The organism is Neisseria sp. P0009.S010 (genome assembly GCF_051958545.1).
GTDB lineage: Bacteria > Pseudomonadota > Gammaproteobacteria > Burkholderiales > Neisseriaceae > Neisseria > Neisseria subflava_A.
Window position 1 is genome coordinate 1 of sequence record NZ_JBQCVH010000005.1, and the last position, 12788, is coordinate 12788.

The following is a 12788-nucleotide window of genomic DNA, read 5'->3' on the forward strand; positions in this document are numbered from 1 at the left end:
AAGAAGGTGCTCATGAGAAATCCCCTAAATGTCTTGGTGGGAATTTAGGGGATTTTGGGGAATTTTGCAAAGGTCTCAGTCTATTGGTTAAATGAGAATATTATTTATTTAATGTAGATCGGTATGTATAATTAGGTAAAGTATGGTTAGGGAAGAGGGTTTACTCTATAATCCAACCGTTTGTAATTTTATTTCGGCTAAGGCCGGATTTTGGGAGTTGTGATGTCAACTATGTTTTTTATTCAGTTTGCCATTGTGCTGCTGTGTATCCTGATTGGTGCGCAGGTTGGCGGTATTGGTTTGGGTGTGCTCGGCGGTATCGGCTTGGCCGTATTGTCTTTTGGTTTTCATCTTCAACCGACCAGCCCGCCGATTGATGTGATGCTGATGATTATGGCGGTAGTGTCTGCCGCAGCGGCCATGCAGGCCAGCGGCGGTTTGGACTATATGATTAAGATTGCCACGCGCGTGTTGCACCGCAATCCGAAATACATCACCTTTATCGCGCCGGCGGTGACTTATACCTTTACCGTGTTGGCAGGTACGGGCCATGTGGCTTACTCGGTCTTGCCCGTGATTGCCGAAGTCAGCCGTCGCAATGGCATCCGTCCTTCCCGTCCGCTGACGATGGCGGTTATCGCTTCCCAATTTGCGATTGTCGCCAGCCCGATTGCCGCCGCCGTTGTTGCCTGCGTCACCATGCTTGAGCCGCAACACATCACGATGGCGGACGTGTTGAAAGTTACCGTTCCGTCCACGATTTTGGGTATCGGTTTGGCTTGCGTGTTTGTAAACAAACTGGGCAAAGAGTTGAAAGACGATCCGCATTATCAGGCTTTGCTGAAAGACCCGAACTATGTGAAAGAATACATCGATGTGGAGGAACAACAAACCGATGTTGCCATTTCGCCGAAAGCCAAATTGTCGGTCGGTATTTTCTTGACTGCGGCATTGCTGGTGGTCGTGATGGGTGCGCTGCCTGAGTTGCGTCCGGCTTTTGAACACGATGGCGCGATCAAGCCTATGGGCATGGCGCATACGATTGAAATCGTGATGTTGTCTGCTTCTGCGCTGATTATCTTGGCGTGTAAACCCAATGGCGATGCGATTACCCGAGGTTCGGTATTCCATGCCGGTATGCGTGCCGTGATTGCGGTGTTTGGCGTGGCTTGGTTGGGCGATACCTTGATGAACGGCCACTTAACAGAAGTAGAATCGACCGTCAGCCATTTGGTTGAGTCTGCACCATGGACCTTTGCCTTTGCCCTGTTTGTCTTGTCGGTATTGGTCAACAGCCAAGGCGCGACAGTGGCAACGCTATTTCCAATCGCCATCAAACTGGGTATTCCTGCGCCCATCATTATCGGCACATTCGTTGCGGTAAACGGCTATTTCTTTATACCAAACTACGGCCCGATTATTGCCGCTATCGACTTCGATACAACCGGCTCGACCAAAATCGGCAAATTTATCTTCAACCACAGCTTCATGATTCCGGGCCTATTGAGCATGGCATTCAGCTTAGCCATCGGTTTGTTGTTGGTTCAGCTGTATTATTGATAGGCTGAAAAATAAAGGCCGTCTGAAATTAAATTTCAGACGGCCTTTTTGATATTGTTATTCGAGAGCTTAATTGCAGTATTTATTGACGTCGTTTTGGTATTGTTTAATCAGGCTGTCACGATTGGCCAAGCGTGCGCTTTCGGCGACTTGGCGGTTGATTTTGGCGATTTTGCAGTTTTCCAGCTTGTTTTGGCGGTTTTGCTCTTCGATTTTTTTATTGCGCTCTTCGATTTGTTTGTTTTGTTCCGCAACCTGTTCGTTGGGCTGCTCGGCAACCGGCTCAGATGCTGCAACAGCAGGTGCAACGGCAGGTTTGACGTTGTGCGTGCGGATGTTGACTACCCCGGAACGCTTCGGTTGCAGGCGGTTTGGCGTATCGGAATAGCTGTTGCCCGACGTGCCTTTCCAAGTGTAAACCTCGGCCGCGCCGGTCAGGGCGGCGGAAGAGAGAAGGGCTGCTGTCAGACAGGTTTTGAGTGCGGAAGATTTCATGGATTTCCCTTATGTAAATGATGTTCTCATTCGACCTATTTTACTTGAAACTGCAATGCGTTGGCATATTTTTGTACTGCGGATCAAATCATGTAAAAAAATAACGTTAAAACATGTATTGCCAATGTTAGCATCAAGCCGGTGTGATATAATGCCGTGCATCTTGCACAAACTGAAAGACCGAGCATCATGCGTATTGTAGAAAAAGCCTATACTTTCGACGACGTTTTGTTGGTTCCAGCGCACTCAAACGTGCTGCCTCGAGATGTCAAACTTCAAACCAAACTCACCCGCGATATCACGCTCAACCTCCCTCTACTTTCTGCTGCAATGGATACCGTTACCGAAGCGCGTCTGGCCATCTCTATGGCTCAAGAAGGCGGCATTGGTATTATCCATAAAAACATGACGCCGGAGTTGCAAGCGCGTGCCGTTTCCAAAGTGAAGCGCCATGAGAGCGGCGTGGTGAAAGATCCCGTTACCGTTGCGCCGACCGCATTGATCCGCGAAGTCTTGGAAATGCGCGCACAACGCAAACGCAAAATGTCCGGTCTGCCTGTTGTGGAAAACGGCAAAGTGGTCGGTATCGTGACCAACCGCGACCTGCGTTTTGAAAACCGTGTCGATCTGCCTGTTTCTGCCATCATGACCCCTCGCGACCGTTTGGTTACCGTTCCTGAAGGTACCAGCATCGATGAAGCCCGCGAAATCATGCATGCGCACAAAGTTGAGCGCGTTTTGGTGTTGAACGACCAAGACGAACTCAAAGGTCTGATTACAGTTAAAGATATTCTGAAAACAACCGAATTCCCTAATGCCAACAAAGATGCCGAAGGCCGCCTGCGTGTCGGTGCCGCGGTGGGTACCGGCGGCGATACCGAAGAGCGCGTCAAAGCATTGGTGGAAGCAGGTGTGGACGTGATTGTGGTCGATACTGCCCACGGTCATAGCCAAGGCGTTATCGATCGCGTGCGCTGGGTAAAAGAAACCTATCCGCACATCCAAGTCATCGGCGGTAACATCGCTACTGCTAAAGCCGCTTTGGATTTGGTGGCTGCCGGTGCGGATGCCGTTAAAGTCGGTATCGGCCCTGGCTCGATTTGTACGACCCGTATCGTAGCAGGCGTAGGCGTGCCTCAACTGACTGCGATTCACAATGTTTCCGAAGCCCTGAAAGGTACAGGCGTTCCCCTGATTGCCGACGGCGGTATCCGCTTCTCCGGCGATATTGCCAAAGCTCTGGCAGCAGGTGCATATAGCGTCATGCTCGGCGGTATGTTTGCCGGTACGGAAGAAGCACCGGGCGAAATCGAACTCTACCAAGGCCGCTCTTACAAGTCTTACCGCGGCATGGGTTCGTTGGGTGCGATGAGCCAAGGCTCTGCCGACCGCTACTTCCAAGACAAAACCGACAGTACAGACAAATATGTTCCTGAAGGCATCGAAGGCCGCGTTCCTTACAAAGGTCCGATCGTGAACATCATCCACCAGCTGACCGGCGGCCTGCGCTCCAGCATGGGTTACTTGGGTTGCGCCAATATTGCTGAAATGCACGAGAAAGCAGAATTTGTGGAAATCACTTCTGCCGGTATGAGCGAATCCCACGTTCACGACGTACAAATCACTAAAGAAGCGCCTAACTACCATCGTTAAACGAGTATAAAAAGGTCGTCTGAAAATATTTCAGACGGCCTTTCTGTTTTTATAAGGTTTTAAAAATGAAGCAAATATTGCTTGCCGCTGTTATGCTTAGTATTTGGGGCGTGGTATTTGCAGAATAATTGGGGAGACAAACGCTTCACGCGCTCAAACCAGAGTGCATCTGTTGAAATGACATGTATCAACTAGTACGTTTTGAACTGAGCGATTAAACCAAGTTTAAGACGGCCTTTTAAAAATCGTATTACAATAAGCCAAAATTAAAAACACATTCCATTATGTCCAAAAAAATCCTGATTATTACCCCAAGCTGGATTGGTGACTGCGTCATGACCCAACCGCTTTATCACCGTTTGCATGAGCTGCATCCCGGCTGTACCATTGATGCCTTTGCGCCCAAATGGTCGATGGCCGTATTTGAGCGTATGCCTGAGATCAACCGTGTGATGGAAAATCCGTTTGGACATGGCGCGTTGGAATTGAAAAAACGCTGGCGTATCGGACGTGAATTGGGAAAAGAAGGCTATGATCAAGTGATTGTTTTGCCCGGTTCACTCAAATCCGCCATTATTGCCTTGGCTACAGGCATTAAACAGCGTACGGGCTACGTCGGCGAGTCGCGCTATTTTTTACTGAACGATATCCGCAAGTTGGATAAGGCCGCGTTGCCTCTGATGGTTGACCGCTATACTGCGCTGGCGCATCCGACCCCAGCGGATTTTAACGGGCATTCCGATAATCCGTGTTTCACGATTGATCCTGAAAGCCGTCAAGCCGCTTTGTCAAAACATGGTTTGGCGACGGATAAACCGATTTTGGCATTTTGTCCCGGTGCGGAATATGGCCCGGCCAAGCGTTGGCCTGCGCGTCATTTTGCCGAACTCGGCCGCCGATATTTGGCCGAGGGCTGGCAGGTTTGGCTGTTCGGTTCGCAAAAAGATTTTGATATTGCAGATGAAATCAACCGACTTTCAGACGGCCTGTGTACCAATCTTTGCGGTAAAACCAATCTTTCTGAAGCCATTGATTTGTTGTCTTGCGCCGATACGGTCGTGTGCAATGACAGCGGTCTGATGCACCTAGCGGCCGCGCTTGATCGGAAATTGGTTGCGGTTTACGGCTCATCCAGCCCTGACCATACGCCGCCTCTAAGCCAAAAGGCAAAAATCGTCAGCTTGAATTTGGATTGCTCGCCATGTTTTAAACGCGAATGTCCGTTAGGGCATACGGATTGTTTGAACAAGCTGACGCCGGATATGGTGCAAAAAGTGGCGGAAGAGCTGACTCGTTCGGCGTAATCCAAGATATATACTGGAAAACAGTAAAGGACAGATTTGAGTCTGTCCTTTTAATCTTTCGTTTCTTTTATTTTTTAACAAAAGGCCGTCTGAAAATCATATTTCAGACGGCATTTTTTGGTTTGAAATCAATACATTTGATTATTTTTGATGCAGATTATAAACGTATTCCACTTCCTCGCGGCTGCCCATGAATACGGCAACACGTTGGTGCAGACCGGTAGGTTGGATGTCGAGCATGGCTTCGATGGCGTCGTTTGATGCGCCGCCGGCCTGTTCCATAAGCAGGCTCATCGGGTTGGCTTCGTACATCAGGCGCAGTTTGCCCGGTTTGGATGGGTCGCGTTTGTCTTGCGGATACATGAATACGCCGCCGCGCATCAGGATGCGGTGGATTTCGGCAACCATGCTGGCTACCCAGCGCATATTGTAGTTTTTGCCGCGTACGCCGGTTTCGCCTGCCAGCAATTCGTCAATGTATTGTTGAACAGGAGCGAACCAATGTCTTTGGTTGGACATATTGATGGCGAATTCTTTAGTGGATTCCGGAACGCGCGGATTTTCTTTGGTCAGCAGGAATTGGTTGGCATCATCCAGAGTGAAGACGAACACGCCATGACCGACAGTCAGTACCAGTTGGGTTTGCGGACCGTATAAAACATAACCTGCAGCCACTTGGTCGCGGCCTTTTTGCAGGAAGGATTCGGTAGTCAATGCGCCTTCTGGTTTCGCCAAAATGGAGAAAATGGTGCCGACGGAGATGTTGACGTCGATATTGGAAGAGCCGTCCAACGGGTCAAACAATACCAAATAGCCGCCGTTTTCGTGCGTGGCGACATAGGTGTCTTCTTCTTCGCTGGCAAGGCCTGCGATGTTGGCATTGGCTTTTAAAACATCAATCATGATGTTGTTGGCGATGACATCGAGTTTCTTTTGGTCTTCGCCTTGGATGTTGCCGGTACCTGCCATACCCAAAACGCCGGAAAGTGCGCCGAGGCGGACTTTGGCGTTGATATCCAAACAGGCGGCGGCTACGGATTCCAATACGCTGGCCAGCTCTTGCGGCAGTTTGTGTTCGGGCAGGTGTTGGGCTAAGAATTGGTTCAATGTATTCATGGTTTCACTCTTTTCCTAAGTTTGAATCGAATATTTTTCAATTTCAGGCCGTCTGAAAACGGCGTGTTCATTTGGTTTTGCTGTCGGCCATGCCTAAAACTTCTTTAGTGCAGGCGATGCTGGTGTCTTTGATGCGTTTTTTCAGCTCGTCGCTCATGGAGTCGCTGCCGCCCAAAAGCGAGGTCGCTTCTTCAGGATTGATTTGGTCGACTGTTTTTTCGCCGATACAGCGGCAGATTTTTTCAGTGGTCGCGGAATCAAACGGGCTTTTTCCTGCGGCTTTTTCTACGCAGGCTTCGGTTGCCGAGCGGACAAATTCGGTGCGGAAACTTTGGGTAAATTCTTCTTTAAATTCGTTTTTTACTGATTCGCTGCACGCGCAAAGCAGGAGCGTGCAGGCTAGGGGTGTGCGTATATTCATGAGTGGACGGCCGTTAATTGTTATGTTGTGAATTGTAGTGGAAAAAGGCTTAAGTATAAAGGGTTAAGGCCGTCTGAACGGGTATGGCGGCAAAATCGAAGCGCTTGGGTATGCGTTCAGACAGCGGCGTTTATTTCGTTTTGCTTTCCAATACATAATGCGCACCTGCATCTTGCGCCAAAATTTTGGAAAGTTCGGGCAGATTGTTTTGCAACTGTTCGGCAAGCATATAGGGCGGGTTGATGACGAACATACCGCTGCCGTGCATACCGAAACCGTCGCTGCGCGGCGTATGGACATGAAGCTCGGCGTGCAGATAATTGTCGGGAGCGATTTTTTTGAGTTCGTCCGGCAGTTTGCGGCTTTCTTCGCGGCTCAGGCAGGGATACCAAACCATGTAGCAGCCGGTTTCAAAGCGTTTCAAAGCATCTTTCAAAACTTGGACGACACGGCGGTAGTCTTGTTTTTCTTCGTAGGGCGGATCAATCAAGACGGCGGCGCGGCGCGGCGGAGGAGGCAGAAGTGAAATCAGGCCTTGGTAACCGTCCGCTTGGCTGACCTGTACTTTACGCGCAGGACGGACTTCGCGCATATTATTTTGCAAGTGGACAAAATCGGCAGGGTGCAGCTCAAAGAGGCGCATTTTGTCGCTGTCGCGCGTGATCGCCTGTGCCAGCCAAGGCGAGCCGCAGTAAAGGTTGTCTTGCGGCAGTATTTGTTTCAGACGGCCTACAAATTCGGCCAATTCGGCAGGCAGCTTGTCAGCTTGTTCCAAGAGCACAATGCCTTGTTTGTATTCGCCGACTTTTTGCGCTTCATCGCCGCTCAAATCATACAAACCGGCACCGCTGTGCGTATCGATATACCAATAAGGCTTGTCTTTGCGGTTGAAATATTCGAGGACAAGGAAGAGGGTAAAGTGCTTGAGCATATCGGCATGGTTGCCGGCATGGAAGGCGTGGCGGTAGCTGAGCATGATCGGGCTGCGGAAATAAAAAACCGATTATACCCCAAACCATCGCCATCACCGCTTTCAGACGGCCTTTGTGCCTGGAAAATGCTACAATATCCGCCTTATCGTACCATCGGAAAGAAGACATCATGTTTACAGGCATCGTACAAGGCATGGGCAAAATTACAGACATCGCCCAACCTTCGCCCGACTTTCGTACCCACACTGTCGAGCTGCCCCCCGAAATCGCCGACAATCTGCAAACCGGCGCCTCTGTTGCCAACAATGGCTGCTGCCTGACCATTACCCGAATCGACGGCAACAAAGTCAGCTTTGATTTGATGGACGAAACCTTACGCAAAACCAATCTCGGCAGCTTGAAAGTTGGTGACAGTGTCAATTTGGAACGCGCGGCGCGGTTTGGCGATGAAATCGGCGGTCATGTGATGAGCGGCCATGTGATGGCGGTTACCCGAATTTCCCGTATCGAATCCAGCGAGTTCAACCGCACAGTCTGGTTTGAGCTGCCGGAAAACCTCAAACCCTACATCCTGACCAAAGGCTTTGTCGGTTTGGACGGTTGCAGCCTGACCATAGGCGAAGTCAGCGACAGCGAATTTTGCGTACACCTGATTCCGGAGACTTTGGATCGTACCCTGTTTGGCAGCCGCAAAGAAGGCGACCTCATCAATATTGAAATCGATCCGCAAACCCAAGCCGTTGTCGATACCGTGATGCGTGTATTGGCACAAAAGGCCGTCTGAAAAAAAGAAAGCCAAAATGAAATTATCCAATTTTTTGAAAAAAGCGAATTCCGTTTTAAACCGTCTGGATTTAATCCTGCCTGACGAAGCCGGTAAAACCGACTGGCGTGCTTTAGCCTACCGTTGGCACAGCGTGGGTAAAAAAGGCATTTTGGAAAGCCTGCCGCGTCCGCATACGTTTCCTTTGAGCAGATTGGCGGCAGTCGGTTCGCAAACCGACAGGCTGAAACGCAATACCGAGCAATTTTTGGCAGGCCGTCCTGCAAATAATGTCTTGATGACCGGCGCGCGCGGTACGGGGAAATCCTCCTTGGTTAAAGCGTTGTTGCACGAATACGCTGAGCGCGGCCTGCGGCTGATTGAGGTGGATAAAAGCGATTTGATCAGTTTGCCGGCTTTGTTGACGCTGTTGTCCGAGCGTCCCGAGAAATTTATCGTTTTCTGCGATGATTTGTCGTTTGAAAGCGGTGATGAGACCTATAAAGCCTTGAAAACTGCTTTAGACGGCGGACTGTCGCAACGTTGCACCAATGTTTTGGTTTATGCCACATCCAACCGTCGTCATTTAATTCCCGAATACATGGATGAAAACGGCGGTACGACGGGCACTCGCGGTGAAATTCATCAGAAAGAGGCCGTCGAGGAGAAAATCTCCCTTTCCGACCGCTTCGGCTTATGGCTGAGTTTTTATCCTTTCGACCAAAACGATTATCTGACCGCTGTTGCCAACTGGTTGGACGATTTCAATGTGCCTTTTGACGATACGGCGCGCCAAGCCGCGTTGCAATGGGCGCAAATGCGCGGCAGCCGTTCAGGCCGCTCGGCATGGCAGTTTGCCTGCGACTGGGCAGGTCGGTTGCCGGAAGAAAGAGTGTTGGATTAAGGCTGAAAAAGCAAAGGCCGTCTGAATATGGTTTCAGACGGCCTTTTTATATTTTTATTTATCCATCAGCGCAAGCATGAAGACAACCATTGCTGGCGCTGGCGCGGATTGAGCAGATGATAGAGGCGGTATTGGATTTCCATTTCATCTACCGCATAGTCCATGCTGGAGAGGTAGCGGTTTTCAACATAATCGCGGGCGGCGTTTGAGTCGAATGAGTCGCCGGAGAGGATTTTGATGATGGTTTGACGGCGGTTGCGGTCGGAGCGTACGGTTTTGCGGTAGGCTTTATCGTTGATTTGTTTGAAGTCAGTACGCAGGCGGCGCAGGGCGGCGTGTTGGTCGGCGGACAAATTAAGCTGTCGGATGTCGCAATTCGGGTGGAAGTCGTCCAAAGTGGCCAGAAACGGACCGGCGTGTGCAGGCAGGCTGGAACAGAGTAGGGCGAGTGCTAAGAAAATAAAAGTCGGATAGCGGGAAAGTGCAACAGACACGGTGTCTTCCTAATGTTTCATCAGGTTTGGAAATATAACCGATAAGCGTGTGAAAGGCAGTATCAATGCAGTTAACTTTTGTTAATGATGTTAGATTTTTTTGCACATGTATGTAATCTAATAATTTATTTTCAAAGTCTTACTATGTGATTATAAGTTTCATTAATGTATATGAAATGTAAATTCATAAAAATGACGGCAGAGATGTTGTCGGCGGCATACAACATAGGGTTAAAAATGCGATAATGACATCAGCTTTACTACAACAGAATAATGAAGTTTCATTAAAACTAAAATTCCCAGTAAAAAGTGAGGTTAAGTAATGTTAAAGCAAAGTTATTTGTTTAATATGTATGAGAAATTGCAATGGTGTTCTGATATTGAGCTTGGGATATCTAACTTTTTCCCTATGACATTAGATATGAATCTTGAAAATAGAAAATATTTATTTCAGGTCGGTATTGAGTTTGTTTATAGAGCTATAAAGTGTGGTTTATTAGAGTCATTAATTGATTTAGACTTTCCTTCTGGGGAATTGAACTCTTTGGAACATGAGTTTTCGATTATTGCTAATATAGAACTTACATCATTTGCTGATAATAATGAAATGTCATGCCAAGAAAGGGATATTTGGACAACAGAAATGTTAGAGGGCACTGATAAATTAAAATCTATTTGCCAGGATTGTTGTTTAATCGGATATGAAGAGTTTGATGAGAATGATCCTAGGTGGGAGATTTTTGTTCAGAAAATAGAAAAAATATTTTCTGAACAAAATTTGCCTTGGAATTTAGAACAGCCTTTGTTTACAGTAAAATATAAAAGATAGTTTAATTTCTAGGTATATAACAAAAGGAACACACTTTAGGAGAATAAACATGACCGACTACCGTATTGCCCCCAGTATTTTGTCTGCCGATTTTGCCCGCTTGGGCGAAGAGGTTGCCGAAGTTATCCGCGCCGGTGCGGATTTGATTCATTTTGATGTGATGGACAATCATTATGTGCCGAATCTGACTTTCGGCCCTATGGTTTGCGCGGCTTTGAAACCGTATGCAACCGTGCCGGTCGATGTGCATTTGATGGTTGAGCCGGTGGACGATTTGATTCATGCGTTTGCCAAAGCCGGTGCCAATATCATTACCTTTCATCCGGAAGCCAGCCGCCACATCGACCGCAGCTTGGGTTTGATTAAAGAATACGGCTGTCAGGCAGGTTTAGTATTGAATCCTGCTACGCCGGTCAATATTCTGGAAAACGTTTTGGACAAACTGGATATGGTGTTGCTGATGTCGGTCAACCCTGGCTTTGGCGGACAAAGCTTTATCCCGAATACGCTGGTGAAAATCCGCAAAGTGCGCGAGATGTTGGACGAGTATGAACGGCAAAGCGGCCGCCATATCGCCTTGGAAGTCGATGGCGGCGTGAAGACAGACAATATTGCTGAAATTGCGGCGGCAGGTGCGGATACGTTTGTGGCCGGTTCGGCGATTTTTGGCAAACCGGATTACAAAGCCGTTATCGATGAAATGCGTCAACAGTTGGCGCAAGTCGGATAACTAAGCCGGGATATTCTTGGTTTCCAAACTTTAAATAATCAATGTTTAATATTAAAGGCCGTCTGAAATGATTTTCAGACGGCCTTTTGTTTTAGCCTAAACCCTTACAGCGGCCATTTCAATGCTGGATTGTTTTCAATGACTGCTTTGAATTGGTTTTGGATACGTTCAATCGCTTCTTGCGTATCCGCTTCAAAACGCAATACCAAAATCGGCGTGGTATTGGAAGCACGCATCAGGCCGAAGCCGTCAGGGAATTCAACGCGCAAGCCGTCGATGGTGATGATTTCGGTCGCACCTTCGAACTTGGCATTGGCAGCCAACTCTTCAATCACTTTGTGGCCGTTGCTGCCTTCCGGCAGGTCGATGTTGAGTTCCGGAGTGGAAATGCTTTGCGGCAGCTTGTTCAATACTTCGGACGGATTGTCGAAGGCAGACAGGATTTCCAAGAGGCGTGCGCCGGCATACATGCCGTCGTCGAAGCCGAACCAGCGTTCTTTAAAGAAAACGTGACCGCTCATTTCGCCGGCAACCAGTGCGCCGGTTTTTTTCATGGTGGATTTGATGAAGCTGTGGCCGGTTTTCTCCATGACAGGATCACCGCCGTGTTCTTTAATCCAAGGCGCAAGCAGACGGGTGGATTTGACGTCGAAAATCACTTTGGCTTTAGGATTGCGGCTCAACACGTCTTGCGCGAAAAGCATCAGTTGGCGGTCTGGATAGATGATGTTGCCGTCTTTGGTGACCACGCCCAAGCGATCGGCATCACCGTCAAATGCCAAGCCGATTTCGGCATCGCCGTTTTTGAGCTCGACAATGAGGTCTTGCAGGTTTTTCGGTTTGGAAGGGTCGGGGTGGTGATTAGGAAAGTTGCCGTCCACTTCGCAGAAAAGTTCGGTCACTTCATTGCCCAAGCCTTTGTAGAGTTTGCCTGCAAATGCGCCGCCGACACCGTTGCCCGCGTCAATCACGATTTTCATCGGGCGTTTGAGCTTGATGTGGCCGACGATGTTGTTGTGGTATTCGCCGGAGATGTCTTTTTCGGTTACGCTGCCTTGTTTGTCGGCAGCAACAAAACCGTCTTTTTCAACAATAGCTAAAAGTTCTTGAATGGCTTCGCCTGCGAGCGTGTCGCCACCCAGCATCATTTTGAAACCATTGTAATCAGGCGGATTGTGGCTGCCGGTAATCATTACGCCGCTGCCGCCGCATTCGTTGATGGCTGCGAAGTAGAGCATAGGGGTGGCAACCATGCCGACGTTGAGGACGTCGATGCCGCTGTCTGTAAAACCGCGTTGAATTTGTGCCATCAGGCCGGGACCGCTCAAACGGCCGTCGCGACCGAGTGCGATGCGGGTAATGCCTTTTTCGGAGGCTTTGGTGGCAATGGCTTTACCGATTAAGTAGGCAGCTTCGTCGGTCAGGGTTTTACCGACGATGCCCCGGATGTCGTAGGCTTTGAAAATGTCGCGGGCGATATTTGCCATGTGGATTTCCTTTAAATTTAAGGGGAAATAATGGGGCTTATTCTAACACGGCTAAAAGGCCGTCTGAAGAATTCAGACGGCCTTTTGTCGTTACATCAAA

Annotated in this window: 13 protein-coding genes; 7 read left to right on the plus strand and 6 right to left on the minus strand. The window is 48.9% G+C overall.

All coding sequences use genetic code 11. From position 1 onward, the window contains the following. The first annotated feature begins 231 nt into the window (after positions 1–231). Positions 232–1560, plus strand: a complete 1329-nt coding sequence (locus ACTHSN_RS06135) for an anaerobic C4-dicarboxylate transporter family protein (protein ID WP_107769462.1) — start codon at positions 232–234, stop codon at positions 1558–1560. Between the two features lie 69 nt (positions 1561–1629). Here the strand turns inward: ACTHSN_RS06135 and ACTHSN_RS06140 are convergent, their stop codons facing one another. After that, the gene (locus tag ACTHSN_RS06140) at positions 1630–2055 is read right to left on the minus strand and encodes a DUF4124 domain-containing protein (protein WP_070460916.1); all 426 of its coding nucleotides are present in this window, start codon (positions 2053–2055) and stop codon (positions 1630–1632) included. A 189-nt stretch (positions 2056–2244) separates the two neighbouring features. Between ACTHSN_RS06140 and guaB the strand changes: the two genes are divergently transcribed. Continuing rightward, entirely contained in the window at positions 2245–3708 is a 1464-nt protein-coding gene (guaB, locus tag ACTHSN_RS06145) for an IMP dehydrogenase (RefSeq protein WP_003678893.1), read from the plus strand. 284 nt (positions 3709–3992) lie between these two features. Continuing rightward, entirely contained in the window at positions 3993–5012 is a 1020-nt protein-coding gene (gene waaF / locus ACTHSN_RS06150; RefSeq protein WP_070460911.1) for a lipopolysaccharide heptosyltransferase II, read from the plus strand. A 141-nt stretch (positions 5013–5153) separates the two neighbouring features. Here the strand turns inward: waaF and ACTHSN_RS06155 are convergent, their stop codons facing one another. From ACTHSN_RS06155 to ACTHSN_RS06165, 3 genes are all read right to left on the minus strand, one after another. Continuing rightward, positions 5154–6128, minus strand: a complete 975-nt coding sequence (locus tag ACTHSN_RS06155) for a class 1 fructose-bisphosphatase (protein ID WP_070608221.1) — start codon at positions 6126–6128, stop codon at positions 5154–5156. A 67-nt stretch (positions 6129–6195) separates the two neighbouring features. Next, on the minus strand, positions 6196–6549 hold the full coding sequence (locus tag ACTHSN_RS06160) for a hypothetical protein (protein ID WP_101755551.1): 354 nt from the start codon (positions 6547–6549) through the stop codon (positions 6196–6198). Positions 6550–6679: 130 nt separating this feature from the next. Beyond that, positions 6680–7525 carry a 23S rRNA (adenine(2030)-N(6))-methyltransferase RlmJ gene (locus ACTHSN_RS06165; RefSeq protein ID WP_101755550.1) on the minus strand — a complete coding sequence of 282 codons (846 nt, stop codon included), beginning with the start codon at positions 7523–7525 and terminating at the stop codon, positions 6680–6682. A 125-nt stretch (positions 7526–7650) separates the two neighbouring features. On the opposite strand from ACTHSN_RS06165, the gene ACTHSN_RS06170 reads away from it, so the two are divergent. Both ACTHSN_RS06170 and ACTHSN_RS06175 read left to right on the plus strand, forming a co-directional pair. Continuing rightward, positions 7651–8265 (plus strand): riboflavin synthase subunit alpha, encoded by a 615-nt coding sequence (locus ACTHSN_RS06170; RefSeq protein WP_101755549.1) that lies wholly within the window; start codon positions 7651–7653, stop codon positions 8263–8265. Between the two features lie 16 nt (positions 8266–8281). After that, positions 8282–9148: an ATP-binding protein gene (locus ACTHSN_RS06175; protein WP_070813934.1), complete on the plus strand. Its 867-nt coding sequence runs from the start codon at positions 8282–8284 to the stop codon at positions 9146–9148. Between the two features lie 65 nt (positions 9149–9213). Here ACTHSN_RS06175 and ACTHSN_RS06180 read toward each other — a convergent pair whose 3' ends face one another. Next, positions 9214–9642 (minus strand): Spy/CpxP family protein refolding chaperone, encoded by a 429-nt coding sequence (locus ACTHSN_RS06180; protein WP_049336552.1) that lies wholly within the window; start codon positions 9640–9642, stop codon positions 9214–9216. A gap of 322 nt (positions 9643–9964) precedes the next feature. Here ACTHSN_RS06180 and ACTHSN_RS06185 point away from each other — a divergent pair, with 322 nt between their 5' ends. Then, on the plus strand, positions 9965–10471 hold the full coding sequence (locus ACTHSN_RS06185) for a hypothetical protein (protein WP_070646854.1): 507 nt from the start codon (positions 9965–9967) through the stop codon (positions 10469–10471). 49 nt (positions 10472–10520) lie between these two features. Next, positions 10521–11201 carry a ribulose-phosphate 3-epimerase gene (gene rpe / locus ACTHSN_RS06190; protein ID WP_036490579.1) on the plus strand — a complete coding sequence of 227 codons (681 nt, stop codon included), beginning with the start codon at positions 10521–10523 and terminating at the stop codon, positions 11199–11201. Positions 11202–11305: 104 nt separating this feature from the next. Here rpe and ACTHSN_RS06195 read toward each other — a convergent pair whose 3' ends face one another. Next, the gene (locus tag ACTHSN_RS06195; RefSeq protein WP_440365178.1) at positions 11306–12688 is read right to left on the minus strand and encodes a phosphomannomutase/phosphoglucomutase; all 1383 of its coding nucleotides are present in this window, start codon (positions 12686–12688) and stop codon (positions 11306–11308) included. Positions 12689–12788 lie beyond the last annotated feature (100 nt).

Bases quoted from the DNA above. Each gene is read 5' to 3' on its own strand.
- ACTHSN_RS06135 (WP_107769462.1), top strand. From the start codon at position 232: ATGTTTTTTATTCAGTTTGCCATTGTGCTGCTGTGTATCCTGATTGGT.
- ACTHSN_RS06140 (WP_070460916.1), bottom strand. From the start codon at position 2,055: ATGAAATCTTCCGCACTCAAAACCTGTCTGACAGCAGCCCTTCTCTCT.
- guaB (WP_003678893.1), top strand. From the start codon at position 2,245: ATGCGTATTGTAGAAAAAGCCTATACTTTCGACGACGTTTTGTTGGTT.
- waaF (WP_070460911.1), top strand. From the start codon at position 3,993: ATGTCCAAAAAAATCCTGATTATTACCCCAAGCTGGATTGGTGACTGC.
- ACTHSN_RS06155 (WP_070608221.1), bottom strand. From the start codon at position 6,128: ATGAATACATTGAACCAATTCTTAGCCCAACACCTGCCCGAACACAAA.
- ACTHSN_RS06160 (WP_101755551.1), bottom strand. From the start codon at position 6,549: ATGAATATACGCACACCCCTAGCCTGCACGCTCCTGCTTTGCGCGTGC.
- ACTHSN_RS06165 (WP_101755550.1), bottom strand. From the start codon at position 7,525: ATGCTCAGCTACCGCCACGCCTTCCATGCCGGCAACCATGCCGATATG.
- ACTHSN_RS06170 (WP_101755549.1), top strand. From the start codon at position 7,651: ATGTTTACAGGCATCGTACAAGGCATGGGCAAAATTACAGACATCGCC.
- ACTHSN_RS06175 (WP_070813934.1), top strand. From the start codon at position 8,282: ATGAAATTATCCAATTTTTTGAAAAAAGCGAATTCCGTTTTAAACCGT.
- ACTHSN_RS06185 (WP_070646854.1), top strand. From the start codon at position 9,965: ATGTTAAAGCAAAGTTATTTGTTTAATATGTATGAGAAATTGCAATGG.
- rpe (WP_036490579.1), top strand. From the start codon at position 10,521: ATGACCGACTACCGTATTGCCCCCAGTATTTTGTCTGCCGATTTTGCC.
- ACTHSN_RS06195 (WP_440365178.1), bottom strand. From the start codon at position 12,688: ATGGCAAATATCGCCCGCGACATTTTCAAAGCCTACGACATCCGGGGC.